The organism is Rhizobium beringeri, from assembly GCF_004306515.1.
GTDB classification, from domain to species: Bacteria; Pseudomonadota; Alphaproteobacteria; order Rhizobiales; family Rhizobiaceae; genus Rhizobium; species Rhizobium beringeri.
Genome location: NZ_SILG01000001.1, coordinates 2667254 through 2693273, shown reverse-complemented (window position 1 = coordinate 2693273; position 26020 = coordinate 2667254). Strand labels below are relative to the sequence as shown.

Genomic DNA, 26020 nt, shown 5'->3' with positions numbered 1-26020 from the left:
GGTGGGCTGCGGTGCGCTGTCACATCTCTGTAAAGGACCCCTAATAAGGGAGGGGTATCGAAATCGAGGATCCTTCCCATGAAAACGATCGTTTCCGCCGCAGCACTTGTCGCTGCGAGCCTGTTTGCCATTCCGGCTTCGGCCGCAAACCTCGTTCTCTACACCAGCCAGCCGAACGAAGACGCACAGGCGACGGTCGACGGCTTCATGGCCGCCAATCCCGATATCAAGGTCGACTGGGTGCGCGACGGAACACCGAAGATCATGGCGAAACTCCAGGCCGAGATCCAGGCCGGCAACCCGGTCGCCGACGTTCTCCTCATCGCCGACGTGGTGACGCTGGAGCGCCTCAAGGAAGACGGCAAGCTCTTGGCCTACAAGTCGCCGGAAGCTGCTGAGTACGACGCCGCCCTCTATGACGCCGACGGCTATTACTACTCGACCAAGCTGATCACCACCGGCATCATGTATAACACCTCGGCCGCGATGAAGCCTGCGAGCTGGAAGGACCTGACCAAGCCGGAAGCCAAGGGCCTCGTCACGATGCCGAGCCCGCTTGCCTCGGGTGCGGCCCTCATCCACGCCCAGACGCTCGCCGCCGTTCCCGGCCTCGGCTGGGACTTCTACAAGTCGCTTGCCGAAAACGGCGCGATCGCTGCCGGCGGCAACGGCGCCGTGCTGAAGTCGGTCGCCTCGGGCGAAAAGGCCTATGGCATGGTCGTTGACTACCTGCCGATCCGCGAGAAGGCCAAGGGCGCGCCCGTCGAATTCGTGTTCCCGAGCGAAGGCGTTTCGGCCGTCACCGAGCCGGTCGGCATCCTCGCCAGCACGAAGAATGCCGATGCCGCCAAGAAGTTCGTCGATTACGTGCTCTCCGAAAAGGGCCAGGAAGGCTTCCTGAAGCTCGGCTACATCCCGGCCCGCAACGGCATGAAGCTGCCGGAAGGTTTCCCCGCGCGCGACACCATCAAGGTTCTGCCGATCAAGGCCGCCGACGCTCTGAAGAATACCGACCAGGATCTCAAGACCTTCTCGGGCATCTACGGCTCGAACTGATCCTTTCATGCACGGATACATCAAAACCGGAAACAGCCAGCCCGCCTGGCTGTTTCCTTTTGTCGTCATCGTCGTCCTGATCCTCAGCGTGCTGCCGCTCGCCCGCCTCGCCATGGTCGGGATAGCGGCCTTTGCCAATGGCGGCGTGATGACGGTTCTCGGCGAAGCCTCGCTGTGGTCGGCGACCTATTACACCGTCATCACCGCCATTCTGGGCACGGTGATCTCGCTTGTCATCGGCTGCCTCTTCGCCTTCCTGCTGACGCTGACCGATATCCGCGCCAAGGGGCCGCTCAGCTTCTTCTTCGTGCTGCCGATGATGATCCCACCGCAGGTGACGGCATTGGCCTGGGTGCAGATGTCCGGCCCCTCCAGCCCGCTGTTGAAGGCGCTGCATATCGCCCCGCCGCTCGGCTCGCCGCAGCCGCTCTATTCGGTGGGCGGCATCGCGCTGCTTTATGGCGTGCAGCATGCGCCGCTGGTCTACCTGGCGCTTCGGGCCGGGCTGATGACGCTGCCACGCGACGGCGTCGAGGCAGCACGGCTTTCCGGCGCCTCCAGCCTGCGGGTGTTTCGCGACATCATCCTGCCGCTGTCGCTGCCCGGTGTCATCGCGGGAGCAGCGATCTCCTTCGTCTCCTGCACCGGCAATTTCGGCATTCCCGCCATTCTCGGCATTCCGGCCTCGATCTTCACGCTGCCGACGTTGATCTTCACCAAGTTTTCCGCCTTCACCAGCCGGACCTTCGGCGACGTCGCCGTGCTCTCGGCGATCATCGCCGTCATCTCGGTCGTAGGCCTGATGATCCAGGACCGGGCGCTGCGCGGTCGGGACTACCGCGTCATCGGATTATCCGGGGCAAGTGCCGCCTTCGAACTCGGCGCCTGGCGGTTTGCCTTCACGCCGCTCGTCTGGGCGATCCTGTTCTTCATGCTGGCCGCGCCGTTCTTCGCGCTCCTTGCCGGTGCGCTGGTGCCGGCCTATGGCGTGCCGCTCACCTTCAAGACGATGTCGCTGCATGCCTTTGAGAAGATCCTGTTCCGGCAGGCGGTGACGCGCACGGCCTTTATCAATTCGCTGTCGCTTGCCGGTGCCACTGCGCTTTGTCTCCTTGTGGTGACAGTGCTTGCGGCCTATGCGCTGACGCGGCGCAAGGATGTGGTTTCCCGCATCGTTTCCAGCCTGATCGAAGTACCCTATTCGCTGCCCGGCATCGTCATGGCCGTTTCCTTCATCCTGGTGTTCGCTGCACCCATCCCGATCCTGCACGTCTCGCTTTACGGCACGATCTGGATCATCCTGATCGCCTATTTCTCCTCGTTCTTCGCCGTCAGCCTGAAGCCGGTGGTCAGCGCCTTCCATCAGCTCGATCCGGCGCTCGAGGAGGCGGCGCGGCTTTCCGGCGCCGGCTTTTTCCGCCGGCTTGCCGATATCATCGTGCCGCTGATTGCGCCGGCAGCCGGCGCCTCGGTCATCCTGGTCTTCCTGATCGCCTGCAACGAGCTGACGATCTCCGCACTGCTCTGGTCGGCTGGCACCCAGACGCTCGGCGTCGCCATCTACAATCTCGACGACAGCGGCAGTTCCGACCTTGCGTCGGCGCTCTCGGTGCTCGTCGTTCTGATGGTCGTCGTGCTGATGCTGCTGCTCGAGCTTCTGGCCAAACGACTGCCGAAAGGAGTGGTCCCGTGGCGAGGCTGATCCTCAACCAGCTCGGCAAGGATTTTGGCAGCGGGCGGGCCGCTGTCAGCGGCTTTTCGCTCGATGTGCGCGAGGGTGGCTTCCTGGCCCTGCTCGGGCCTTCCGGCTGCGGCAAGACGACGGTGCTGCGCATGATCGCCGGCTTCGAGACGCCGAGCGACGGCTCGATCCATCTCGGCGAGCGGCTGCTTGCCGATGCCGCGCAGTCGTTGCCGCCGGAGAAGCGCAACATGGCGATGGTCTTTCAGTCCTACGCGCTGTGGCCGCATATGAGCGTTGCCGACAATGTCGGCTATCCCCTCAAGGTGCGTGGCATTTCGGGCGAAGCCTACCGGGCGCAGGTGCGCGACGCGCTTTCCACCGTGCGGCTTGCCGATTATGCCGAGCGGCGGCCGGCCGATCTCTCCGGCGGTCAGCGCCAGCGCGTGGCGCTCGCCCGCTGCCTAGTGACATCGCCCGACGTGGTGCTGCTCGACGAGCCGCTTGCCAATCTCGACCGACATCTGAAACAGGAGATGGAGGAAACCTTCCGCGAATTCCACCAGCGTTCGGGCGCGACGATGATCTACGTCACCCACGACCAGAGTGAGGCGATGGCGCTTGCGACCGACGTCGCGGTCATGTCGGAGGGTCGGCTGCTGCAGGTGGCCCCGCCCGCTGAAATCTATGCCCGGCCGGAAGGCCGCATCGTTGGCGGGCTGATCGGGCGAGGCGCGATCGTGACGCTGCCGCGTCCCTTCGGCGATGGCAGGGCGCTCGACTGGCTTGCGCTGGAGCCGATGTTTGCCGGTGCTGCTGCCGGGGCAGCCAGCGGCGACAGGGTGGATGTCCTCGTCCGGCCGGAGGATGTCTTGGTCTCCGGCGAGAATATCGTCGCCGGCGAGGGGATCGCGGCGACGGTCGAGTCCGTTCTCTTCGAGGGCGAGCGTTACGCGCTGAAGCTGATCCTCACCGATAGTCAGGTGCTGCGGGCCCATTCCCGCTTTCCCGTCCGAACGGGTGACAGCCTCAGACTATCGGTGCGCGCGGCGTGGCGGCTTTGAGGCGCCGCACTCAGCCAGAATCATTCGTTCTCCGAACACTGCCAGCGGATGGCGCGGCAGCTGCCGGTTTGTTTTCTGCAGCTGCGGATTGCCTGGCGCTGGGCCTCACGGTTGTCGTAACCCCAGCCGGAGCCCCAGCCGCCGCGATGGCCGACGGCCACCGCGCCGCAGCCATTGCGGAACCAGATGGCGATCCGGCAGTCATTGGCGCTGCTGTCGCAATTGCGCCGGGCAACGGTTTCGGCGTCGCCGCGATTGTCATAGGCATAGGACCAGCCGAGAGCGCCTTTTGATGGCGAATAGGCGATGGCACCATAGCTGTCAGCAAGTGCCGGGCCGGCGCCGGCGAGGACAGTCACAATCGCAAGCGATGCAGAAATCCGCTTCATGAAATGCCCCCGCGCCGGAACTGGTGAATGTCGTCCGGGACGAATTATTCGGGGCTTGCGGGAGAATGTCAGCGGCCTAAGTCACAGGCAATCGCTTCCGGGGCTGCAAGAGGGATGGTTGTCCGCATATTTCTTGGCCCCGCCATCTTTTCCTGCGGCTTCTGCTGGTTAAGGTACTTCCCGCAACCGGATCCTTCCCATGTCGCTTCGCCTCGCCACCTTCAATGTCGAAAATCTCCTGACCCGTTTCGATTTCACCGGCTTCCGCAACCAGCTGCGCCAGGACCGCGTCATCAAGCTTTTCCAGGTGTCGAGCGAGGGCGTCTATCAGCAACTCGAGCAGGCCCGCGTGATCGCGGCGACCGACGACACCAGGCAGATGACGGCGCTTGCGATTGCCGACGCGGATGCCGATATCCTCTGCCTGCAGGAAATCGACAACATGGCTGCCCTTCAGGCCTTCGAATACGGCTATCTCTTCCGGATGGTCGGAAATGGTTACCGGCAGAAATACCTTGTCGAAGGCAATGACAGCCGCGGCATCGATGTTGCCGTCCTGATGCGCGAGGAAACGCGCGACGGCCAGAAAATCGAGCTCAGGGACATCAAAAGCCATGCGATGACGACCTATCGCGATCTCGATCTTTTCGACGAGGAGCTGGCGCTCACCAACCGCATCGACGACAAGATCTTCAAGCGCGATTGCCTGGAGCTCGATCTTCTGATCGGCGGCCGGCCTTTTTCGCTCTACGTCGTGCATTTCAAGTCCATGGGTAATCCGCGCGACGGACTGGACGGGCGGCAATCGACCATGCCGATCCGCCGCGCCGAGGCGCGCGCCGTTCGCCGCATCATCGAGGATCGCTTCGGGGCGGATCAGGCCGGCACGAAGAGCTACGCTATCTGTGGCGACATGAACGATTATCAGGAGCGCGTCGATGTCATCGGCCGCCGAGGCGCCGGCTATCGTTTCGAGCATCAGGATGAGGCCGAAAGCGCACTCGACGTTTTCAGCCGCGATGGCTTTGCCGAAAATGTGGTGCGCCGCCGCACGGCCCTCGACCGCTGGACGCTCTATCACGCGCGCGGGCCGCAGGAGCAATGGCTGTGCCAACTCGATTATCTCTGGCTCTCGCCAGCACTCGCCGCCCACAATGTCGGCCGCCTGCCGGAAATCATCCGCAGTGGCCAGCCTTACCGCACCATCTTCCCGCCGGGGCAGGAGGTGGAGCGTTATCCGCGCACCGGCTGGGACAGGCCGAAGGCGTCCGATCACTGCCCCGTCGTCATGACACTGGATCTCCCATGAATGCGAATTTGAACGCAAATTTCACCAACCGCAATTTTTCCGATGATTTCGCCGGCTGGCCGCCGGAGGCCACGGTCTTCCCCATTGCCGGCGTGGATCTGCGCATCCTGCCCGGTCCCCATCCTTTGGTCGCCGCCGAGGAAGTAGCGATCCGCGAGAACTGGGCGCGGGAGACCGCCGCCAATCCGGCGCTGTTCGACGGGGGCATGGTGTTTCAGCAACGGCTCTCGCTCAGTGAAAACGGGATTGCGGGCGAGGGCCACGTCATTCCCTTTTCCGCCTTCATGTGGTGGCGCCGACAGCCGCAGCGTCAGGGCGGCGTTCACATCTTCGCCTATCCGGTGCTCGAAACCTCAGACGGCGCGCTGGTGGCTATCCGTATGGGCGCCCATACCGCCAATCCCGGCCAAGTCTATTTCGCCGCCGGCTCGCTGGAACCGGAGGATATCGTCAACGGGCGTTGCGACATCGAGGCGAACATGCGCCGAGAGGTCCATGAAGAAACCGGGTTGGATCTTGGCCGTTCGGTGGCGGGGCAAGGGCTCTTTGCCAGTCATGCCAACCGAACGGTGACGCTGTTGCGGCTTTTCCGCTTCGATATGACGGCGGACGAGATGGTCGAACGGATCGAGAGCCACATGCTCGTCGCCGAGGACAAGGAGATCGCGGGTGCGGCGGCGATCCGCTCGGCCGATCACTCGGCGCACCCCTATAATATCGCCATGCTGCCCGTGATCGACTGGTATTTCGGCAAGGCCGAGCGGCGTTGATCTATGCCGCCCAAAGCCATGTAGCGTTTTGGGATAACGACATGCATGACGTAAAGATCGAAAGCGCGACATGTGAACCCGGTTGACGTGACGCGTTTTAGCGCCTTGCACTCGCTCGTCCGGTCGGGCAGGTTGGCGGCGCGATGACGATTCAGGGAGGCCGATGTGGCGCGAAGCTACAGCGTCTATGACGTGTTCACCGATCGAAAGCTTGCGGGCAACCCGCTGGCGGTGATCTTCGACGGAGACAATCTCAGCGACGAGGCAATGCAGGCGATCACCCGGGAGATCAATCTCTCGGAGACGGTCTTCGTGCAGCCTTCAACCAACCCGGCCTATGCGGCGCGTCTGAGGATATTCACGCCTGGGCGCGAGCTGCCGTTTGCCGGCCATCCCACGGTCGGCACGGCGGTGGCGCTGGCCGAACGGGCGCACGGTGCTGCGACGCGCGATCTCGTCACGGTGCTCGAGGAAAATGTCGGGCCGGTGCGTTGCGCGGTGCGGCTGAGGGAGGGCGAGGCGAGCTTTGCCGAATTCGACCTGCCGCGCAAATCGCAGCCGGCCATCATGCCGCTCGACAAGCTCGGCATCGCCGATGCGCTATCGCTGAAGGTGACCGAGATCGGCTTCGAAAATCACGTCCCGTCGATCTGGAGCGCCGGCGTTCCCTTTCTGCTCATTCCGGTACACGATGTCGGAGCCACGCAGCGGGTGGAATTCGATCCGCAGCTCTGGGAAAAGATCGTGCCCTTCGTCGATGGCGCGCTTGCCTCGGCTTATGTGTACTGCCGCGGCGGCGTCAACCACGTGGCAAAGTTCCATGCGCGCATGTTCGCAAGCGGCATGGGCATCGTCGAAGATCCGGCCACCGGCTCGGCGGCGGCGGCACTCTCCGGCGCGATCCACCATTTCGACCGGCTGACGGACGGGCATCACCCGATCATGATCGAGCAGGGCGTCGAGATGGGCCGGCCGTCCTTCATCCATCTGCATATCGATGTCGACGGCGGAGCGATCTCCAACGCGCGGATCGGTGGCCAGGCAGTGCGGCTGGCCAGCGGCACGCTCGACCTTTGATTTCACCAGACCGCCGCGCGTCGGATAGGCCGCGCTAAGGACGCTCTATCACTTTGAATCGGCGCATAATCCTTTCCGAAAATCGATTCCGATTTTCGGGGTTATGCGCTGCATTTCAGCCATGCCGAAAAATCTTCGCGATTAACCAAAGAAATTTCGCCTATGCGCTGGACAAGCCTGCCGATCCTGTTTATACGCCCCGTCACACCGCGCAGCCAAGCGCGAACGGGTGATTAGCTCAGTTGGTAGAGCAGCTGACTCTTAATCAGCGGGTCGTAGGTTCGAGCCCTACATCACCCACCAAATCTCTTGAAAAGATTGATGTATTCGAATTCAGGCCGGATTTTCCGGCCAGCTGGAAGCAGGCGGCATCGCTAGCCTTGCCCAAAGGGCTGGCCTCAGTGATCTGCGCGCTCTAGTTTCCCTCACACACACTGGGAGGGTCCCATGAGAGGCGTCATTCTAATCGTTGCCTTGTCTCTGCCGTTACCGGCCTTTGGCGCAGGCGTCATGAACGTCAAAGCGAGCGAGCATAGCTGCAGCGAGCTTACGCAGATCATCCGCCAGAACAAAAAGGTCTTTGTCCGCGTCGGTTTCGGCGGTCGCAGCTTCCGTTATCCGCCCGCCCAATGCAGCATGGGCGATAAGCGCACCACAACCAGTTTGCGCGATGGAGGTGGAAAGCAGTGCATCCTTGATTATGCCTGCGTCTTTGACCCCGCGTCGCCTTATAATTTTCCCTAGCGCATCGTGCTTTGTGTCCGAAAGGACGCACGGCGCTCTCGGCGCTTCCGGTTGAGACAGGCAGCGAGCGGGAAGTGCATGCGGCTGTGCTCAGGCGTACAGTTCGGAGGGTTTCCGGACTGGCGGCATCGGGTGCGATGCCCTAACTTCGCTCTCTCACATTCAGGAGTTTCCATGAAAAGCGTTGTTCTGGCCGTCGCACTGCTGTTTCCGTCCGCAGCGCTTGCCGTCGAGGCGGTGGAGGTCAATGCCAGGGATCACAGTTGCGAAGAGCTTGCGCAAATCATCCGCAAGGACAAGGCGGTTTTTGTGCGGATGGGCTTTGGCGGCCGCAGCTTCCGTTATCCGCCGGCCAGGTGCAATCTCGGCGACAAGTACGACACCGCACGGGTGAGGGATGCCAATGGCAAGCTTTGCCTACTCGACTACGAGTGCGTCTACGATCCGCAGTCCTTCTATAACAGGATTCCCAAATAATATCCCGATCCAGGCGTTGCCAATACGGCTGTTCGGCATGGATGACGATGTCAAGAAAAAAGGCCGGGCGAAATTCGCACCGACCTTCCTCGACCGGTCTCGATAACGGCTGCCAGTACCTCCGTGGTCAGCCGTCAGAGACAGATTCAACATCCCTTAAATAGGGTTTACTTAAACATCTTCAAGAGCTCGCAGCAGAAAGGAAGCCGGTACCGGGCCGGCTTCTTTTGGCCGAGCAGGCGTTACTGCTGGGCAGGGGCAGCCGGCGGAGTGGCCGGTGCTGGTGCCGGTGCGGGCGTTGCGCTGTTGTCGGTCGGAGCGATCGGCTTGGCCGGCGCCGGCTCGGATTGGGTCGTGGAGGCTGTCGTGTCCGGCGATGTGCCGGGGGTGCTCCACTGCGAATAGGCGAATGCAGCGACAGCGATCACGGCCAATGCAGCAACCCAGACAACCCACGTATTATTGCTGCGCGCACTCGGCGTGGTGCGCAGATCCAGATTTGGGTTCAGCGGGCGGTTCGGGTCGTTGGCATTATTGGGGTCGTACGTCATGGTACTTTCTCCTCTTTCGGTGAAACAATAATGGCGAAGCGGGCTTTTTGTTCCATATGGGTGCAGGGAAGCGGTTGTTATCAGGGATTTGCGGCTGCCGCCGGCCAGAATCGGCAACCAATGCCGCTCGGCTTCCCGAGGCGAAGGGCCTCCCACGGAAGTAAATTCCGTCTCGACATCAACATTGTGCGTGCCCGTTCGATGCAAGCGCGCGCTTGACACGACGGGGTCTGTTTGCGCATGATTTCTGCATGGGGTCGCGATCACCCCACGAGGCGTCATGCTGAAGAATCGCGTCCAGTAAAACCGATCAACGGAGGGACGCGTCATGCCGTCATTTCTCGAAATTTCTCCCGACAAGCTCAGCCGCCTCATCGGAACCCCCGGTGCGCCTTGCACTATCGACGTTCGCACTGAGGAGGACTTCGCGCTCGATCCGCGCTTGGTGCCGGGCTCGATCCGGCGCGACCATGCCGACGTCGCGTCCTGGGTTGGCAGTGTCGATGCCGAAGCCGTCGTCGTGGTCTGCCAGAGAGGCGGCAAGCTCAGTCATGGTGTTGCCGCCTATCTCCGCCATGCCGGGATCGGCGCGGAAAGCCTCGAAGGTGGCTTTGAAGCCTGGATCGCAGGCGGACCGACCGTGCCCGAGGAAAAGCTGCCGCGTCGCGACATGGAGGGACGCACGGTCTGGGTGACGCGGGCGCGGCCGAAGATCGATCGCATCGCCTGTCCCTGGCTTATCCGGCGCTTTGTCGATCCGAACGCCGTGTTCCTGTTCGTGCCGGCGCCCGAGGTCTTGGCCGTCGGCGAGCGCTTCGCGGCGACGCCCTTCGATATCGAAGATGTGTTCTGGAGCCATCGCGGCGAATTCTGCACTTTCGATGTCATGATCGAAGAGTTCGGATTGGCATCGGAACCGCTTCTGCGCCTGGCGCTGATTGTCAGAGCGGCAGATACCGCAAGGCTCGATCTCGCGCCTGAGGCGGCGGGCCTGCTTGCGGCATCGCTCGGCCTCTCCAGGATGTATTCCGACGATCTGGAGCAGCTCGAGGCCGGGATGCTTCTCTACGACGCTTTTTTCCGCTGGTGCCGCGATGCGACCGAGCAAACCCACAATTGGCCCGCGCCAAAAAAGAGGGCATGAGATGGTCGAGATGACGGATAATGCGCGTGGCGGCAAAATGGCGGAGGAAGATGCGGGAGAGGGACATCATCACGGTGTCTCGTTTGGCGAGGCCTTCAGGGTGTGGCTGCGCGTTGCCGCCCTGAGTTTCGGCGGCCCCGCCGGCCAGATCGCCGTCATGCACCGGATCATCGTCGATGAGAAACGTTGGATCGGTGAACACCGTTTCCTGCATGCGCTGAACTATTGCATGCTACTTCCCGGACCCGAGGCGCAACAGCTCGCCATCTATATCGGCTGGCTGATGCACCGCACAGTGGGCGGTCTCGTCGCCGGCCTGCTGTTCGTCTTGCCGGGTTTCCTGTCAATCCTCGGTCTCAGCTATATCTACGCCGCCTATGGCAACGTCGGCATCGTCGCCGGCCTGTTCTTCGGGCTGAAGGCAGCTGTGCTCGCCGTCGTCGTGCAGGCCGTCATCCGCATCGGCGGCCGCGCGCTCAAGAATCGCGTCATGATCGGTATCGCTGCCGCGGCCTTCATCGCCATCTTCTTTCTCCATGTCCCGTTCCCGCTGATCGTGCTCGCCGCCGGCATTGCGGGCTTCCTCGGCGGCAGGTTCGGGCTTGCCGCCTTCCAGACTGGCGGCGGCCACAAGGCCGGAAGCGGCGCGGTGCTGTCGGATGCCGAGTCGGCGCTCGGCGAGGGCATACCGGCGCATGCGCGCCCGAATCTCGCCTGGTCGCTGCGTATCTCGGCCGTGCTGATCGCCCTTTGGCTCGCTCCACTCGCGGCGCTCTACGCAACCTTCGGCGCTGACAATGTCTTTACCGAGATCGGCCTGTTCTTCAGCAAGATGGCGGTCGTCACCTTCGGCGGGGCCTATGCCGTGCTTGCCTATGTCGCGCAAGAGGCCGTGCAGCATTTCGGCTGGCTGAAACCCGGCGAGATGCTGGATGGTCTCGGCATGGCCGAGACGACGCCGGGGCCGCTGATCATGGTCGTCCAGTTCGTCGGCTTCATGGGCGCCTACCGCGATCCGGAAGCGCTGAACCCGATGCTTGCTGCAACCCTTGCAGCGATCCTGACGAGCTGGGTGACCTTCGTGCCCTGTTTCCTCTGGATCTTCCTCGGCGCGCCGTTCATCGAAAAATTGCGCGGCAACATCGCGCTCGCGGGCGCGATGTCGGCCATAACGGCGGCGGTGGTCGGGGTCATCCTCAACCTCGCTATCTGGTTTGCCCTGCACACGCTGTTTGCCGAGGTTGCGACCGTCCGCCTTGGAGGCTTGCGGCTCGATATCCCCGTGCTGCAATCGGCTGTGCCGGCGGCAATGGCGTTGTCTGCCGCTGCTGCCGTCGCGATCTTCCGCTTCAAGGCCTCCGTGATCGCGACGCTGCTAGCCTGCGCAGCCGCAGGGATGATCTGGACGCTGGCAGTCGGCTAGGCCTCCGACCCATCCGCGGGAATGCGCGTCGCGAGCATCTTGTCGATGCGCATGCCGTCCATGTCGAGCACTTCGAAGCGCCAGTTGTCGAAGACGAAGGTTTCGCCGGCTTCGGGGATGTGCTGGAGCTGATGCAGCGCGAAGCCCGCCAGCGTATGGAAATCGGCATCCGGACGATCGCGCAGGCCCAGCCGTTCGAAGGCGTCGAAGGCCGGCATCATCGCATCGATCAGGAGCGACCCGTCTTCCCTGACGACGATGTCGGGCTCTTCATTGGATCCCGGCAGGTCGCCGGCGATGGCTTCGAGCAGGTCGGTCTGGGTAACGATGCCTTCGAGGCTGCCATATTCGTCGATGACGATGGCGAGGCGAACGGGTGAGGCCTTGAAACTGTCGAGCACGCGGACGACCGAGGTGCCCTCATGCAGCACCAGCGGCTGCTTGATCACCTCCATCGGACGGACCTTGCCGCCGTCGAGAACCTGGTCGAGAAGGTCCTTCTTCAACACCATGCCGATCGGCTCGTCGATCGAGCCGCGGGCGACCAGCAATTGTTCGTGGCTGCATTCGCGGATGGTCTTCAGGATCTCGGCCTCGCTGTCGTCGGCATCAAACCATTCGATATCGAGACGCGGGGTCATGATGTCGGAGATCGGCCTGTCGCCGATGTTGAACACCCGCTCGACGAGCTGCTGCTGCACCTGGTTGAGAAGGCCGGCCTCCTGGCTCTCGGCGACCAGCAGCTTGAGCTCCTGCGGCGAATGGAACGACGATTCGCCGGTTCCGGCGCGAAGACCCACACCCCGCAGCACCAGGTTGCCCATGCCGTTCAGGGCAAAGATCGCCGGCTTGAACAGCACAAGGAAGAACCCGAGCGGACGCACCACGGCAAGCGAGGTGGCTTCGCTGCGCTGAAGCGCCAGGCTTTTCGGCGCGAGCTCGCCGAGCACGATGTGCAGCGCCGTGATGATGACGAAGGCAATGACGATGGCGACGGTATGTGCGCCTGTTGTCGCCCATTGCCCGGGCAGCCAGGACAGCAGCGGCTCGATAAGGTGGGCAAGTGCCGGTTCGCCGACCCAGCCGAGGGCGAGCGACGAGATGGTGATGCCGAGCTGGGTGGCTGCAAGGTTGGAGTCGAGATTGTCGACGGCGCGCTGAAGTGCCGAGGCGTTCATGCGGCCTGCCGCAGCGAGTTCGGCGACGCGGCTACGCCTGACCGACACCAGGGCGAATTCGGCGGCAACGAAGAAGCCATTGGCGGCGACGAGAAGAAACACGGCAAGTATCCCAACATAGTCGGAGAGCCCGCCGGCGGAATCGGACATGTTTTCCCTGCCTTCGAATTGATGGGAATCCGAAACTACACGCTCGCACACCGGTGGCAAGGCGTTCCGGCTAGTCCTGGGGCGAGAGATGCCGAAGCCGGGCTGCCGCAATCGAAATACTGCGTCGGTTTGCGATGCTGGCCGCAAAATGCGTGGCAAACCGCATGACCGGGATCATGCGTGCGGTTCACCGATGCGAAGCGTAAAACGCTTGGTGAACCGCATGACCGACGTCGCCCCATTCACCTCTTGGGCGCTTCGAAGAGTTCGATCGGGTTCCCAGCCGGATCATCAAGCAGGATCTGCTTGCCGCCAATGCCCTGCACGATCTCGTTGCGGAAGCGCGCACCGGCTTGGCGCAGTGCGGTGACTTTTGCCTCCAGGTCTCCGACCTCGATCTGGATACGATTCCATCCGCCAGGCTCCGGCTTTCGCCCGTCGGGCATTGCTTGAGATGCTCCGCCCGGTCCCGTCATGCCGCTGACGAACAGACGAAAACCGTCCCTGGTCAGGATGGCGAAACTCGGTGCGGGACGAAGCGCGACGGAGAAGCCGAGATGTCTTGTGTAGAATTCCACCGCGGCATCGACGTCGTCGACGATGTAGCGCATGCTGATACCGGGCATGTTTTCCTCCATTGTGGTCTTCGTTGTGTTGATCTGATCGTCCCCTCGCGGGGGCATCCTGAACTCTCCTGTTCCCAAGATGTGTCGCTTCGAAACTCGATTATGCGCCCGTTTCAAGTTTTTTTATGTATCTCGTTATGCCAAATCGCTGAGCACCTCTGGGCGAGACTAGATCGAACCGAGAGCATGCCGCCTGCCGCCAGCAGCAGGAAGCCAAAACCTCGATCACCGTGTATAAGTTTAATCTAAAATATAAGCTTCGACCCGTAGCTATTGGATTCCATTACAAAAGTTTAATTTTTATTTCAGTTTCGGTTCATCTTTTCGGCCCTAGTTTGGTCACGTGCCCAACACGAGGAACCCCACATGAAAAAGATTTTTGCAGCTCTTCTTTCCGCCTCCTTCCTTCTTTCCCCGATGGTTGTTTCCCAGGCCAGCGCCGACGATCATCGCCGTCCCCACGTCGTCGTGCAGAAGAAAGTGGTCGTCCGGTCGCATTGGAAGAAGGGATACCGCGTCAACGCCAGCGAACGTCGCCGGTTCTCCGATGTCAACGACTACCGCCGCTACCGGCTGGCGCCTCCGCCCCGCGGTTATCGCTGGGTGCGGGCCGATAATGACTACCTGCTGATCGGCGTCACCAGCGGCGTCATCTCCAGCATTATTGCCGGCCGTTGATAGGCAGATAGACGGGAGAGGGGCGGCTTCGTCCGCCCTTTTCGTTTTCCGGCAAGCGAATCTCTCGTCAGGAGGGCTTCCTGACGGGAATAATGCGTTCGGCAAGCCTCCGGAAAGGGCTGTCGGATCGCCGTTGCCGATCGCGCCGTTCGCCTGTTGCCTCGACGGTTTCGGGATGAAGCCCTTCGATCGGCGGCAGGGGGTCGCATTCCGTACAGACGCAGCGGTAGGGTCGGATGGCTATCGCCTTCATGCCACCTGCCTGTTCCAGCTGGCGAAGGGGTCCGGCAGGTCGCGCCAGCGCTCGGGCGCGAAGGCATCCGTGCTGACAAGACAGGCGTCGAGTTCCTTTCTGATCCAAGCTTCGTCCATCGGATCGGCGCCGATGAAGACGATTTCCTGGCGGCGGTCGCCCCAGACAGGGTCGAGATAGGGGCCGATGGCGCGCATGAAGGCCGGTTCCTCGGGCCATTGTTCGCGCGGTACTGCCGCCCACCAGAGGCCCATCTTGCCGGTGCGCACGATCGCGCCCGCCTGGCTGATCTCGCCGACATGGTGCGGGCGTGTCGCCAGCCAGAAGAAGCCCTTGGCGCGCACCACGCCTGGCCATGTCCGATCGAGGAAGGCCTGCAGCTTTGCCGGATGGAAGGGCCGCTTCTCGCGATAGACGAAGGAGCGGATGCCGTATTCCTCGGTCTCCGGCACGTGGTCGCGGAAGCCGTGCAGTTCCTTGTACCAGAGCGGATGATTCTCGGCCTTGTCGATATCGAAGCGGCCGGTGCCGAGCACGTCTTTCAGGGCGACCTTGCCGAAATCCACCTCGATCAGCCGTGCATCCGGGTTGAGGCCGGTGACGATCTTGCGCGCGGCGTCGCGCTCCTCCTTGGCTGCCGTGCCGATCTTGTTCAGCACCACGACATCGGCGAATTCGATCTGCTCGACCAGCAGGTCGACGATGGTTCTGTTGTCGCCGTCGCCTGCCGTTTCACCGCGGTCGGCGAGGAAATCGGTCGAGGCATAATCGGCAAGCAGATTGGCGGCGTCGACGACCGTCACCATAGTGTCGAGCCTTGCGACGTCGGAAAGGCTTTGGCCATTCTCGTCGCGAAATTCGAAGGTGGTGGCGACGGGCAGGGGCTCGGCGATGCCGGTCGATTCGATCAAGAGGTAATCGAAGCGGCCCTGATCGGCGAGCTGGCGCACCTCCTTCAGCAGATCGTCGCGCAGCGTGCAGCAAATGCAGCCATTGGTCATCTCGACCAACTGCTCCTCGGTGCGGGAGAGGTTGGCGCCGCCGTCACGCACCAGGGCGGCATCGATATTCACCTCGCTCATGTCGTTGACGATAACCGCGACGCGTAAGCCTTCGCGATTGGTCAGCACATGGTTGAGCAGTGTCGTCTTGCCGGCGCCGAGGAAGCCTGAAAGCACCGTGACGGGAAGTCTGTTGTCCATGGGAACCTCAAAAGATCACTCTTAATGTTATATCATTACATTTGATATGCCGAAAAAAGGCGGAACGGGGTTGTCCGCCTCTTTTCGCCTCAGCTCTCCGGAGCGTCGCGTGTCCGGCAGGACGCGCGGAGCGGCGCATGAGGGTCATGCGCTGGAGAGGCAGTCCTTCATACTGTTGGCGATGCCGCGCATGAGGGTGAAGTAGAGATCGGGGCCGGCCTTCAGTGTTGCCGCTTCGGGATCGAGCACGCCTGACTTGGCGCGCGTGCCTTCGATGACCACATTGACGAGGCGCGGCTCGAACTGCGGTTCGGCAAAGACGCAGGTGGCGCCGAGTTCACCGACCTTGCGGTGGATTTCCGAAACACGCTCGGCGCCGGGAATGGTTTCCGGGCTGACGGTGATCGAGCCGGCGACGCGGATGCCGTAGCGGTGCTCGAAGTACTGGTAGGCGTCGTGGAAGACGATAAAGGGCTTGCCCTTGACGGGAGCGACGACACCCTTGATCTCGGCATCGAGCGCATCCAGCCTGTCGTCCAGTGCCTTGGCGTTGCCCTGATAGGTCAGTGCATTGGCAGGATCGGCGGCGACCAAAGTGGTGGTGATCATGGCCGCCATGGCCTTGGCGTTCATCGGGTCGAGCCAGAGATGCGTGTCGAATGTGCCGTGGTCGTGGTCACTGTCGTGCCCGGGATCAGCATTATGTGCGGCGTCAGCCTGATGCTGACCGGAAGCACTTTCGTGCTCCGGGGCGTCATCATGCGGCTCGAAGGCGCCGCCTTCGCGGAAGGGCAGCTTGACAAGGCCGGGCGCGTCGTCGAGGGCCGCGATGCTGGCATCCCGGCCCAGCGCCTGCAGCGGCTTTTCCAGGAAGGCCTCAAGGCCGGGGCCGACCCAGAAGATCACCTTGGCTTCCTGCAGGGCGCGGGCATTCGATGGCTTCAGATTGTAGGTATGCGGGGAGGCGGCGCCATCGACGATCAACTCGGGTTCGCCGACACCCTGCATGATCGCCGAGACCAGCGAATGGATCGGTTTGATCGAGGTGACGACGACAGGCGCATCGGCTGCCTGCATGGTGCTGGCAAAGAGCAGAGCGGGGATCGCCAGGGCCGGGATTGCGAGGGTCGGCATTCTGAGGGCCAGGATTTTAAGGGCAGGCCCCAAGGCACGTTTCATCAATATGCTCCACTTGAATTACAATTGTTATGTTATTACATCAATTGCGTTATGCTATAACGTGTGCAATAGCAGGACGCAACAGCACTTTCGGAAAATTTGATGCTTTCTCCCGCAAAGACCCCCGCTGGTATCAGGGCCGAACCGCTGGTTTCGCTTGAAGATGTCGGCATTCTGCGCAATGGCCGCTGGCTGGTGCGGGGTGTCGATTTTTCCGTCGCGCGCGGCGAGATCGTCACGCTGATCGGGCCGAACGGCTCGGGCAAATCGACCAGCGCCAAGGCGGCGATCGGTGTGTTGAAGCCTGATGAGGGCAGGGTGGAGCGCAAGGCCGGCCTCAAGGTCGGCTATGTCCCGCAGAAGCTGTCGATCGACTGGACGCTGCCGCTTTCGGTGCGCCGGCTGATGACGCTGACAGGACCACTGCCGGAGCGCGATATGCTTTCGGCGCTCGAATCCGCCGGCATCGCCCATATGCTCGATGCCGAGGTCCAGCACCTTTCCGGCGGGGAGTTCCAGCGGGCGCTGATGGCCCGGGCGATAGCCCGCAAGCCCGATCTGCTGGTGCTTGACGAGCCGGTGCAGGGGGTCGACTTTTCCGGGGAGATCGCCCTCTACGACCTCATCAAGTCGATCCGCAATGCGACTGGCTGCGGCATCCTGCTGATCTCGCACGATCTCCACGTGGTCATGGCCGAGACCGACACGGTCATCTGCCTCAACGGCCATGTCTGCTGCCGCGGCACGCCCGAAGCCGTCAGCCGCAGCCCGGAATATGTGCAGCTGTTCGGCAGCCGGGCGGCGCAGACGCTTGCCGTCTATAGCCATCACCACGATCATACGCACCTGCCGGACGGCCGCGTGCAACATGCCGACGGCACGGTGACCGATCATTGCCACCCCGATGACGGCCATCATGCGCATGACCATGGGCATGACGGTCATGAACATGGTCACGATCATGCCGACCATGCCCATCCGCACGCGCATGCAGCGGGAGAGCGCCATGCTTGACGATTTCTTCGTGCGCGCCATCCTTGCCGGCGTCGGCCTGGCGCTGACGACGGGGCCGCTCGGCTGCTTTATCATCTGGCGGCGCATGGCCTATTTCGGCGATACGATCGCCCATTCGGCGCTGCTCGGCGTCGCACTGTCGCTGCTCTTCGAACTCAACCTGACACTGGCGGTCTTTGCCGTCGCCGCCCTCGTGTCAGTGCTGCTGCTCTTCCTGCAGAAGCGCCAGGCGCTGTCGGCCGATGCGCTGCTCGGCATTCTCTCGCATGCCACACTGGCGATCGGTCTCGTCATGGTCGCCTTCATGAGCTGGGTGCGGATCGATCTCATCGCCTTCCTGTTCGGCGATATCCTTGCCGTTTCCACGGCCGACATCGCGCTGATCTGGGGCGGGGGGCTCTTCGTGCTTCTGGCAATGGTCTGGCTGTGGCGGCCGCTCTTGGCTGCGACCGTCAATGCCGAGCTCGCCGAGGCCGAGGGGCTGAAACCGGAGCGGGCGCGGCTGTTCTTCATGCTGCTGATGGCCGTGGTCATCGCCATTGCCATGAAGATCGTCGGCATCATGCTGATCACCTCGTTGCTGATCATTCCGGCGGCTGCGGCGCGGCGCTTCTCGCCGACGCCGGAGATCATGGCGGTGCTCGCCTCGCTGATCGGGGCGGTCGCCGTCGTCGGCGGGCTGTTCGGCTCGCTCACCTACGACACGCCCTCCGGCCCCTCGATCGTGGTCGCGGCGCTGATCCTCTTCATGCTCAGCCTGCTTCCGGTCAGGCGCCACCGCGCTGTCATGCAAGGACAAGGCTCATGACGACACCGCAATTGACCAAGAACCAGTCGCTGGTCTTCGACGTGCTCGAAAAGGCCGAAGGGCCGCTCAGCGCCTACACCATCCTCGACAAGCTGCGTGACCACGGCTTTCGTGCGCCCCTGCAGGTCTACCGTGCACTGGAGAAGCTGCTTGAATACGGCGTCGTGCACCGGCTCGAAAGCATCAACTCCTTCGTCGCCTGCGCTCATCCGGGCGACGACTGCCACAGCCACGGCATCGTCGCCTTCGCCATCTGCGAAAGCTGCGGCCAGGTGATGGAGTTCCACGACCACGAGGTCGACCACCGGCTGATGGAGTGGGTGCGCGGGCAGAAGTTCAAGCCCGAGAAGACGACGATCGAGATCCGTGGGTTGTGCGAGGCCTGTGCGGCGTAAGCTTCGCTCGCATTCGCCAGACGATCGCCTCGCGCTCACCGAAAGGCGTGTCGTCATAAAAGTCGCGGGTGCCGATTTGGTTGTTCCGCCTTTTGCTGCTCTGCGGTCTTTTGGGGTGCCAGCCTGGTCAGCGGTGATGTGCGATTGGCGGGCTGCGACCCAGGCATTGTCGGATTCGACGCGATTGAGGTGCTGGTGCCGACCTTGTTGGGCTCCGATGGTGGAACGGAAAACTGTGATCGGACTGGCATGATCTGCCGAGGAGCTCGCTGGCAAAGCGATGTTATCCGCCTGACGAGCTATTGCGATGGCCGAGCCCGCCGGGTCCCGACGGTATTAGACGCCGATTGATGCACAAAGCGGCGATCAAAAAGGTGAGGCCGGTAACCCGGCCTCGCCTCTCACCGATCGGGTTAGTCTGGCTTAGATTCAGAACCGCCCTTGCCGCCCTTGCCGGCACCGTCGTTGCCGCCCTTGCCTGGGCCGTCATTGCCGCCCTTGCCGGGACCGTCGTTACCGCCGTTGCCGGGACCGTCGTTGCCGCCGTTGCCGGGACCATCGTTGCCGCCGTTGCCTGGGCCGTCGTTTCCGCCCTTACCCGGGCCGTCGTTGCCGCCGTTGCCGGGACCATCGTTGCCGCCGTTGCCTGGGCCGTCGTTTCCGCCCTTACCCGGGCCGTCATTGCCGCCCTTGCCGGGACCGTCGTTGCCGCCGTTACCGGGGCCGTCATTGCCGCCCTTGCCGGGACCGTCGTTGCCGCCGTTACCGGGGCCGTCATTGCCGCCCTTGCCGGGACCGTCGTTGCCGCCGTTACCGGGGCCGTCATTGCCGCCCTTGCCTGGACCGTCGTTACCGCCCTTGCCTGGACCGTCGTTACCGCCCTTGCCTGGACCGTCGTTACCACCCTTGCCTGGACCGTCGTTACCACCCTTGCCTGGGCCGTCGTTACCACCCTTGCCTGGGCCGTCATTGCCGCCCTTGCCGTGACCGTCATTACCGCCCTTGCCGGGGCCTTCATTGCCACTCTTGCCGTGATCGTGATCTTTTCCGCCCTTGTCGTGGCCGTGATGATCGCGGTCCTTGCCGCCGTGATTGTCTTTTCCACCGTGGCCCGGACCGTCCTTGCCGTGCCCGTGATCTTTCCCGCCCTTGCCGCCGCCGTGATGATCATGGCCCTTGCCGCCGTGATCGTCCTTTCCGCCATTGTCGCCGTTGCCGTTGCCGTCGCCATTGCCATTGCCGCTGCCGCTGCCGTCGCCATTGCCATTGCCATTGCCGGTGCCATTGCCATTGCCGGTGCCGTTACCATTGCCGGTGCCGTTACCATTGCCGGTGCCGTTACCATTACCATCATTCCCATTGCTGGCGACGGAGCCGGTGCTGGATGTCTTCTTGCCGCCGCCAATGTTTTGGCTGCCGCGATCGCTATCGTTCGGATTGAACCTGCTATCGGACTGAATTGCTCTGGTCGGCATGCACAGCCTGTATTCGAGTGTACCGCGAACTGCGGCCTTGCAATTAACGACTGCCGGGGCTGCCGTTGCCAAGCTGCTGCTTGCCAGAAGGGAAGCAACGGCGATGCTGAATTTCGCTGCTCTGCTGATCATTTCAATCCATCTCCCAGGGTTAACTAAATGTTAATGGGGAGGACTACTACACTAACAATCAATTAACACGAAGAATAGATGATGGTTAATCTGTCTCATTCATCTAATACAGTTAAATTCGCAAGTATAAAATTTTACTAAATTTTTATTCTGCCTATGTTATCGTCTCGCAACAAATAAAAGGAATCGGCTATGAAGCGCCTATTTTCGCTCGCTGCCTTTTTATTCATTCTTCTGCATTTTCAAGCTGTTGCGGGATCATCGCTTCCTGTGACGCGAAGCATCGGCGCCCCCGTGGGATTCGCCGCAGCCTGCGCCAAGTACAAATGGCTGTGCGGCAGGATGGCGGCGCAACAGCTGAATGATCAGGCAGGAACAGCGCTTCTTCAAAAGGTCAATCGTGCCGTAAATGGACGTATCATTCCCGCGGAGGATCGCTCGTCTTCCCGAAATAAGGATGTTTGGTCTCTGCCGGTTGCCGGCCGTGGCGACTGTGAGGACTACGCTCTCCAGAAGATGAAGGACCTGATCGAAGCCGGTTTTCCATCGAACAGGCTGGCGCTTTCCGTGGTGATTGGACCGCATGATCAAAACCATGTCGTTCTCATTGCCCGGACGGACGGCGGCGATTATGTGCTCGACAATCTGACCAGCGCCGTGCGGCTCTGGCGCACGACGGGCTATACGTTTCTGGCCACTCAGGATTTCCAATCGCGAACGGGCTGGCGCGTGACGCTTGCTGGTCCCCGTGCAGGCGAGTTCTCCTGAACTGAAAGTCTCGAGGCGGCGCGCTCGCCGCTGGCAAGTGCAGATCCCGGCGCTATCTTTGTCACAGAACTCAAGCCAGGGACGATCGCGTGACGAAAACCGAACTCGCGGAGATATATCGCGGCTACATCGCCTGCCTGAACAGGCAGGACTGGCCCAATCTCGGGCAGTTCGTCGGCGACGATGCAGTTCATAACGGCCGGCGGCTCGGGCTGTCGGGTTACGTCGCCATGCTCGAGCGGGATTTCGATGAGATTCCCGATCTCTATTTCAAGGTGCTGATGCTCCTTTGCGATCCGCCATACATAGCCTGCCGGCTCGACTTCGATTGCAGGCCGAAGGCAAAATTCCTCGACCTCGATGTGAACGGCAGGCGCCTTTCCTTCACCGAGAACGTGATCTACGAATTTCGCGGCGGCAAGATCGTTGAGGTCTGGTCGGTGATCGACAAAATGGCAATCGAAGCCCAGCTTCGAGGTGGGCAGAGGCCCAACAAGATGGAGTGATTGGCGTGTTCGATGCAAGGAGCCTTGTCCCTCGTGACAAGCACGACGTTGCCGCTCTTTCTAGTATCGAGAGCGCTGGTTATCCTGCGATCGCTCCGATCCTGGATGACTTGCTGGCGTGGACCGCGGACGGCAACTGGCCTATTGCTCCACCTCTGGCTCGTTTTCTCGTCACACTCGGAATGCCAATTGTTGATCCGGTGTCGCGCGTTCTCCAAGGAGATGACTCCCCTCAAAAATATTTCTGCTTTCAACTGATCGTCGAAAAGCTGTCGATGGAGGTTGTTGAAGCGCTTGAGGGCGACCTCCGGAAGCTGGCGGATCAACCGAGCAAGGCGGACCAGTCGGAAGGGGTCGACGAGTTGGCACGTGAAGCGCTGCAGCGCTTGCATTCATAGCATCCGGCAGCGCTGTTGCTGATCGTCTGCTCGGGGCCAAGTTGAAGATGAATGCCATCAATGTGATGTGAAGGCGCGATTTCGGTGCGCTCTTGATCAGATGATGGCGACGCGCTCGCCGAAGGGTGTGTCGTCGTCGAAATTGCGGGTGCCGATCCGATCGCTTTCGCCTGATAAGACCGGCAGTTCCGCCTGTTCGCCGGCCTCTTCCCCTTCTTCCGCTGCCGCATGCCCGTGCCGCTTTTGCGGATGCTTCTCGTCGTCGACGATCAGATCCGCATGCGGGATGAGATCGTTTGCGGCTTCCTTCTCCACGGCCCTCTTCGCTGCCAGCTGATCGGCCGTGATCTGCGACTGGCGTGCGGCGACCCAGGCATTGTCCGGTTCGGAGCCGATCGAGGTGCTGGTGCCGACCTTAGTGGGTTCGGACGGGGCGGTGGCGGAGATGGGGTTGATCGCGTCGACCATGAAATTCTCCTGTGGTGACCAACTGGCGAAACAGCCGGCCGTTTCGTGGGATGAAAAACGGCGCGGTCTTCGGACCAATCAGGGAAACATATCGAGCCCGCGCCGAAAAACACAAGGGGACATTGACGTGACTGCCACCTCGGACAATGACGAAATCGGTAGCAGGTTGCGGGAAATTCGACGAAGAATTGTGTTCACAAGGGGGTGCCCGGCGCGTGGTTAATGTAAGAATCGGAAACACTTTGTGACTAAGTGTCTCCAAAAGCTGCGTTTTTTGACTTGCTGCGCGCGAAGACATGACGGATATTGTTTAAACGTTGAGGAAGCCGTCATGATTAGAATGATTGAAAACCCTGCCGAACTGGCTGGCGAGGATATCACCGGCAAATATATTCTCCGGAAGCTGAACTATCATTGGTTCGCTTACGGTAAGGCGGCTATCGTGATCGCCTGCAAGGGAACGATCCTGCATCTCGAGCGGGAAGAGACGGTTTATTCCGAGCGTTGGGGCCGCCGCGCCTATACGGGCGCCGGCAAGCGTTATCCTGGCGGCATCTGTCCCATTTCGGCGGTCGCCTGCGTTTGCGATACGCCGGATGACGTCAATGCCGTTATTCAGCTGGATGTCGAAGCACAGGACGAATTCTATCAGCTGATCGCCAAGGCCGAAGCCAGGGTTCAGGCTCTTGCCTCATCCTCGCGAAACAGCCAGTTTCTGGAAGCTGCCGAGTAGGCGGCTCTTTACCGAAATCCGCCCTCAACCATCATTGCGGCGCCGGCAGAATTTTCCGACATCTCGAATGCTGGATGCAAAAGCGTCGTTGCGATCAAGGGCAGCTTTCGCTCCCTACACTGCCATCGGGGTGCGTTCCGTCTCCTCAATCCGGTGCGGTAGTGTTAGACTTGGGCGGCGTCCCTTGGAAGCAGACAGCTCATTCCGGGTTGAACGAAAAGCGGTCATGACAGAGCAGGACACTCGGCCCAATCATTCGTTCGCAGCGGCGGCGCCATCACTCGGCTCGCTCGCCATCACCATTGCCGTGATGTTTGCCGCGCTGTTCTGGCCGGCCGGTACGCTCGACTGGCCGCGTGGCTGGATCTTTCTCGGCCTCTTCCTTGCACTGACATGTGTCGCGATCATCTGGATCTGGCGGACAAATCCGGAGCTGTTTGCGGCGCGCAGCCGATATCAGAAAGGCACTAGGCCCTGGGACGCAGTGGTGGCGACGCTGACAATCATTCTCTTTGCCGCCATTCTTCCGGTCGGCGCGTTCGACGACGGGCGTTTCCATTGGGCGCCACAGCCCGATTGGATCGTCTTCATCGGCTATCTCCTGATGACGTCAGGTTATCTCGGCTTAACCTGGGCGCAATCGGTCAACCGGCATTTCGAGCCGACGGTGCGCATCCAGACCGACCGCGACCACAAGGTAATCGACACCGGACCCTACGCCGCCATCCGCCATCCCGGATACGCAACCGCCATCGTGCTCAGCGTCGGCATGGCGCTGTCGCTTGGATCGCTCTACGCGCTGATTCCCGCCGGCCTGCTCGTCATCGTCCTCTTCGGCCGTACGCTCGGCGAGGAGGCCGAACTGCGCAAGGGCCTCGAAGGCTATGCGGACTATATGGTGCGTGTGCGTTGGCGCTGGATTCCGGGCGTGTGGTGAACGCCTTGGCGGGCGCAAAGGGCGCCTGACCACCAGCCTCGCGTTATCCTATCAATCGATTTTCCTCAGGTCCCGCGCGAAGCGTTGCCAGTTGGCGACGTAGTTTTTTGCCGAGCGGCGGATGGCTTCGATTGCCGCCTCATCGAGCACGCGCACCGCGCGGGCAGGAGTTCCGACGATCAGGGAGTTGTCGGGGAAATCCTTGCCTTCGGTGACCAGCGCATTGGCGCCGACGAGGCAGTTGTTGCCGATCTTCGCACCGTTCAGGATGGTCGCACCCATGCCGATCAGCGTGTTGTCGCCGATGGTGCAGCCGTGGAGGATGGCGTGATGGCCGATGGTGCAGTCTTTGCCTATCGTAAGCGGGAAGCCCATGTCGGTATGGGCCATCACGCCTTCCTGGATGTTGGTGCCTTCGCCGACGGTAATCGGCTCGTTGTCACCGCGCAGCACGGCGCTGAACCAGATGCCGACATTCTCGCCGAGCTCGATCTGGCCGATGATATTGGCGTCCGGTGCGATCCAATAGAGGCCAGCGGCGGGCAGTTTCGGCGTCGATCCGCCAAGTGCGTAGACGGGCATCGCTTTCTCCTCAGACGACCTCGACCGATAGGGTGGCTACGCCGTCGATGCCGCAATTGATGCGATCGCCCCTGGCCACCGCGCCGACGCCGGCGGGCGTGCCGGTCATGATGATATCGCCCGGTGCGAGGGTGAAGAGCTTCGACAGTTCGGCGATGATCTCCGGCACCTTCCAGATCATCTGGTTGAGATCGCCGTCCTGCACGCGCTTGCCGTTCTGTTCCAGCCAGATCTTGCCTTCGGCGGGGTGGCCGAGGCGGCTTGCCGGAATGATCGAAGAGACGGGAGCGGAATGTTCGAAGGCCTTGCCGACTTCCCAGGGACGACCGAGCTTCTTTGCCTCGCCCTGTAGGTCGCGACGGGTGAAATCGATGCCGACGGCGTAGCCGTAGATGCAGTCGAGCGCGTCGGCGGCCTTAATGTTCGCGCCACCCGATTTCAGCGCCAGCACGCACTCGACCTCGTAATGCACGTCGTTCGACAGCGGCGGATAAGGAAAGGCCTTGCCCGCCGGCAGCAGGTTGTCGGCATTCTTCTGGAAGAAGAAGGGCGGCTCGCGGCTGGGATCATGGCCCATCTCGATGGCATGGTCGGCATAGTTGCGCCCGACACAATAGACGCGGCGCACCGGAAAACGCTCGGCGCTGCCCTCGACCGGCAGCAGCACCGGTTGCGGAAGCGGGATGACGGTGACGGGATCGGACATTGGCGGGATCTTCCTGTTTACGAGTCTTGCGCCATCTTAGACGGAAAACATCGCGGCGGGAAAGCCGTCCTTGGCGTCCGGCTTCGGTGCATTGACGCTGTCATGGTCGCGGGGTAATCTTGGCCATGAGCAGGATTTTTAGAGTTT

Annotated in this window: 30 protein-coding genes and 1 tRNA gene; 21 read left to right on the top strand and 10 right to left on the bottom strand. The window is 61.8% G+C overall.

The genetic code is table 11. From position 1 onward, the window contains the following. The first annotated feature begins 78 nt into the window (after nucleotides 1-78). From ELH03_RS13665 to ELH03_RS13655, 3 genes are read left to right on the top strand one after another with little or no spacing between them, the layout of a single operon-like run. Nucleotides 79-1056, top strand: a complete 978-nt coding sequence (locus tag ELH03_RS13665) for an ABC transporter substrate-binding protein (RefSeq protein ID WP_112906606.1) — start codon at nucleotides 79-81, stop codon at nucleotides 1054-1056. A gap of 7 nt (nucleotides 1057-1063) precedes the next feature. Beyond that, nucleotides 1064-2758 carry an ABC transporter permease gene (locus tag ELH03_RS13660; RefSeq protein WP_130766422.1) on the top strand — a complete coding sequence of 565 codons (1695 nt, stop codon included), beginning with the start codon at nucleotides 1064-1066 and terminating at the stop codon, nucleotides 2756-2758. Next, nucleotides 2746-3801: an ABC transporter ATP-binding protein gene (locus ELH03_RS13655; RefSeq protein WP_130766421.1), complete on the top strand. Its 1056-nt coding sequence runs from the start codon at nucleotides 2746-2748 to the stop codon at nucleotides 3799-3801. The genes ELH03_RS13660 and ELH03_RS13655 overlap by 13 nt, the downstream gene beginning before the upstream one ends. A 20-nt stretch (nucleotides 3802-3821) precedes the next feature. Here ELH03_RS13655 and ELH03_RS13650 read toward each other — a convergent pair whose 3' ends face one another. Beyond that, nucleotides 3822-4190 carry a DUF4189 domain-containing protein gene (locus ELH03_RS13650; protein ID WP_128401579.1) on the bottom strand — a complete coding sequence of 123 codons (369 nt, stop codon included), beginning with the start codon at nucleotides 4188-4190 and terminating at the stop codon, nucleotides 3822-3824. 199 nt (nucleotides 4191-4389) lie between these two features. Here ELH03_RS13650 and ELH03_RS13645 point away from each other — a divergent pair, with 199 nt between their 5' ends. The 6 genes from ELH03_RS13645 (at nucleotide 4390) to ELH03_RS13620 (ending at nucleotide 8567) form a co-directional block, all read left to right on the top strand. Then, the gene (locus ELH03_RS13645; RefSeq protein WP_128401578.1) at nucleotides 4390-5499 is read left to right on the top strand and encodes an endonuclease/exonuclease/phosphatase family protein; all 1110 of its coding nucleotides are present in this window, start codon (nucleotides 4390-4392) and stop codon (nucleotides 5497-5499) included. Continuing rightward, nucleotides 5496-6269 carry an NUDIX hydrolase gene (locus ELH03_RS13640; RefSeq protein WP_130766420.1) on the top strand — a complete coding sequence of 258 codons (774 nt, stop codon included), beginning with the start codon at nucleotides 5496-5498 and terminating at the stop codon, nucleotides 6267-6269. Before ELH03_RS13645 ends, ELH03_RS13640 begins: the two co-directional genes overlap by 4 nt. 165 nt (nucleotides 6270-6434) lie before the next feature. After that, on the top strand, nucleotides 6435-7346 hold the full coding sequence (locus ELH03_RS13635) for a PhzF family phenazine biosynthesis protein (protein WP_128401576.1): 912 nt from the start codon (nucleotides 6435-6437) through the stop codon (nucleotides 7344-7346). 227 nt (nucleotides 7347-7573) lie between these two features. Then, nucleotides 7574-7649, top strand: a tRNA-Lys gene (locus ELH03_RS13630). A gap of 144 nt (nucleotides 7650-7793) precedes the next feature. Beyond that, entirely contained in the window at nucleotides 7794-8090 is a 297-nt protein-coding gene (locus ELH03_RS13625; protein WP_130766419.1) for a hypothetical protein, read from the top strand. A 174-nt stretch (nucleotides 8091-8264) separates the two neighbouring features. Then, the gene (locus ELH03_RS13620) at nucleotides 8265-8567 is read left to right on the top strand and encodes a hypothetical protein (protein WP_128410975.1); all 303 of its coding nucleotides are present in this window, start codon (nucleotides 8265-8267) and stop codon (nucleotides 8565-8567) included. A 242-nt stretch (nucleotides 8568-8809) separates the two neighbouring features. On the opposite strand, the gene ELH03_RS13615 is transcribed toward ELH03_RS13620, so the two are convergent. Further along, nucleotides 8810-9118 carry a hypothetical protein gene (locus ELH03_RS13615; RefSeq protein ID WP_128401574.1) on the bottom strand — a complete coding sequence of 103 codons (309 nt, stop codon included), beginning with the start codon at nucleotides 9116-9118 and terminating at the stop codon, nucleotides 8810-8812. Nucleotides 9119-9446: 328 nt separating this feature from the next. Here ELH03_RS13615 and ELH03_RS13610 point away from each other — a divergent pair, with 328 nt between their 5' ends. Together ELH03_RS13610 and chrA are read left to right on the top strand one after the other, a co-directional pair. Next, the gene (locus ELH03_RS13610) at nucleotides 9447-10262 is read left to right on the top strand and encodes a chromate resistance protein ChrB domain-containing protein (protein ID WP_130806685.1); all 816 of its coding nucleotides are present in this window, start codon (nucleotides 9447-9449) and stop codon (nucleotides 10260-10262) included. A 1-nt stretch (nucleotide 10263) separates the two neighbouring features. Then, a complete protein-coding gene (chrA, locus tag ELH03_RS13605; RefSeq protein WP_128401572.1) occupies nucleotides 10264-11685 on the top strand; it encodes a chromate efflux transporter in 1422 nt (473 codons plus the stop codon). On the opposite strand, the gene ELH03_RS13600 is transcribed toward chrA, so the two are convergent. Together ELH03_RS13600 and ELH03_RS13595 are read right to left on the bottom strand one after the other, a co-directional pair. Continuing rightward, nucleotides 11682-13013, bottom strand: coding sequence for a hemolysin family protein (locus ELH03_RS13600; protein ID WP_128401571.1), 1332 nt, complete (start codon nucleotides 13011-13013; stop codon nucleotides 11682-11684). The genes chrA and ELH03_RS13600 overlap by 4 nt on opposite strands. A gap of 242 nt (nucleotides 13014-13255) precedes the next feature. Beyond that, nucleotides 13256-13639 carry a VOC family protein gene (locus ELH03_RS13595; RefSeq protein WP_012758163.1) on the bottom strand — a complete coding sequence of 128 codons (384 nt, stop codon included), beginning with the start codon at nucleotides 13637-13639 and terminating at the stop codon, nucleotides 13256-13258. A 366-nt stretch (nucleotides 13640-14005) separates the two neighbouring features. On the opposite strand from ELH03_RS13595, the gene ELH03_RS13590 reads away from it, so the two are divergent. Continuing rightward, on the top strand, nucleotides 14006-14317 hold the full coding sequence (locus tag ELH03_RS13590; RefSeq protein ID WP_128401570.1) for an RcnB family protein: 312 nt from the start codon (nucleotides 14006-14008) through the stop codon (nucleotides 14315-14317). 67 nt (nucleotides 14318-14384) lie between these two features. Here the strand turns inward: ELH03_RS13590 and ELH03_RS37940 are convergent, their stop codons facing one another. The 3 genes from ELH03_RS37940 to ELH03_RS13575 all read right to left on the bottom strand — a co-directional run bounded on the left by ELH03_RS37940 (nucleotide 14385) and on the right by ELH03_RS13575 (nucleotide 16951). Next, on the bottom strand, nucleotides 14385-14570 hold the full coding sequence (locus ELH03_RS37940; protein WP_128401569.1) for a hypothetical protein: 186 nt from the start codon (nucleotides 14568-14570) through the stop codon (nucleotides 14385-14387). Continuing rightward, on the bottom strand, nucleotides 14567-15772 hold the full coding sequence (gene zigA / locus ELH03_RS13580; RefSeq protein WP_130766418.1) for a zinc metallochaperone GTPase ZigA: 1206 nt from the start codon (nucleotides 15770-15772) through the stop codon (nucleotides 14567-14569). The genes ELH03_RS37940 and zigA overlap by 4 nt, the downstream gene beginning before the upstream one ends. Nucleotides 15773-15916: 144 nt before the next feature. Beyond that, nucleotides 15917-16951 carry a zinc ABC transporter substrate-binding protein gene (locus tag ELH03_RS13575; protein WP_130766417.1) on the bottom strand — a complete coding sequence of 345 codons (1035 nt, stop codon included), beginning with the start codon at nucleotides 16949-16951 and terminating at the stop codon, nucleotides 15917-15919. Between the two features lie 102 nt (nucleotides 16952-17053). Here ELH03_RS13575 and ELH03_RS13570 point away from each other — a divergent pair, with 102 nt between their 5' ends. The 7 genes from ELH03_RS13570 to ELH03_RS13535 all read left to right on the top strand — a co-directional run bounded on the left by ELH03_RS13570 (nucleotide 17054) and on the right by ELH03_RS13535 (nucleotide 22447). Continuing rightward, nucleotides 17054-17965: an ATP-binding cassette domain-containing protein gene (locus ELH03_RS13570; protein WP_130659100.1), complete on the top strand. Its 912-nt coding sequence runs from the start codon at nucleotides 17054-17056 to the stop codon at nucleotides 17963-17965. After that, entirely contained in the window at nucleotides 17958-18773 is an 816-nt protein-coding gene (znuB, locus tag ELH03_RS13565; RefSeq protein ID WP_128401645.1) for a zinc ABC transporter permease subunit ZnuB, read from the top strand. The genes ELH03_RS13570 and znuB overlap by 8 nt, the downstream gene beginning before the upstream one ends. Continuing rightward, nucleotides 18770-19168 carry a Fur family transcriptional regulator gene (locus ELH03_RS13560; protein WP_018074265.1) on the top strand — a complete coding sequence of 133 codons (399 nt, stop codon included), beginning with the start codon at nucleotides 18770-18772 and terminating at the stop codon, nucleotides 19166-19168. The genes znuB and ELH03_RS13560 overlap by 4 nt, the downstream gene beginning before the upstream one ends. Before the next feature lie 374 nt (nucleotides 19169-19542). After that, nucleotides 19543-20802, top strand: a complete 1260-nt coding sequence (locus tag ELH03_RS37415; RefSeq protein WP_165447336.1) for a hypothetical protein — start codon at nucleotides 19543-19545, stop codon at nucleotides 20800-20802. 165 nt (nucleotides 20803-20967) lie between these two features. After that, complete coding sequence (locus ELH03_RS13545) at nucleotides 20968-21543, top strand: transglutaminase-like cysteine peptidase (RefSeq protein ID WP_128401564.1); 576 nt, start codon at nucleotides 20968-20970, stop codon at nucleotides 21541-21543. A gap of 89 nt (nucleotides 21544-21632) precedes the next feature. Next, nucleotides 21633-22049, top strand: coding sequence for an ester cyclase (locus ELH03_RS13540; RefSeq protein WP_130766415.1), 417 nt, complete (start codon nucleotides 21633-21635; stop codon nucleotides 22047-22049). Nucleotides 22050-22054: 5 nt separating this feature from the next. Next, on the top strand, nucleotides 22055-22447 hold the full coding sequence (locus tag ELH03_RS13535) for a DUF5071 domain-containing protein (protein WP_245504878.1): 393 nt from the start codon (nucleotides 22055-22057) through the stop codon (nucleotides 22445-22447). 96 nt (nucleotides 22448-22543) lie between these two features. On the opposite strand, the gene ELH03_RS13530 is transcribed toward ELH03_RS13535, so the two are convergent. Then, entirely contained in the window at nucleotides 22544-22915 is a 372-nt protein-coding gene (locus ELH03_RS13530; protein ID WP_130659094.1) for a hypothetical protein, read from the bottom strand. 331 nt (nucleotides 22916-23246) lie between these two features. Here ELH03_RS13530 and ELH03_RS13525 point away from each other — a divergent pair, with 331 nt between their 5' ends. Both ELH03_RS13525 and ELH03_RS13520 read left to right on the top strand, forming a co-directional pair. Next, nucleotides 23247-23648 carry a hypothetical protein gene (locus tag ELH03_RS13525; RefSeq protein WP_130659093.1) on the top strand — a complete coding sequence of 134 codons (402 nt, stop codon included), beginning with the start codon at nucleotides 23247-23249 and terminating at the stop codon, nucleotides 23646-23648. Between the two features lie 226 nt (nucleotides 23649-23874). Then, nucleotides 23875-24585 (top strand): methyltransferase family protein, encoded by a 711-nt coding sequence (locus ELH03_RS13520; RefSeq protein ID WP_130659092.1) that lies wholly within the window; start codon nucleotides 23875-23877, stop codon nucleotides 24583-24585. Nucleotides 24586-24636: 51 nt separating this feature from the next. On the opposite strand, the gene ELH03_RS13515 is transcribed toward ELH03_RS13520, so the two are convergent. Together ELH03_RS13515 and ELH03_RS13510 are read right to left on the bottom strand one after the other, a co-directional pair. Further along, the gene (locus ELH03_RS13515) at nucleotides 24637-25167 is read right to left on the bottom strand and encodes a gamma carbonic anhydrase family protein (RefSeq protein ID WP_128401559.1); all 531 of its coding nucleotides are present in this window, start codon (nucleotides 25165-25167) and stop codon (nucleotides 24637-24639) included. Nucleotides 25168-25177: 10 nt separating this feature from the next. Next, a complete protein-coding gene (locus ELH03_RS13510) occupies nucleotides 25178-25873 on the bottom strand; it encodes a fumarylacetoacetate hydrolase family protein (protein ID WP_017961148.1) in 696 nt (231 codons plus the stop codon). Nucleotides 25874-26020 lie beyond the last annotated feature (147 nt).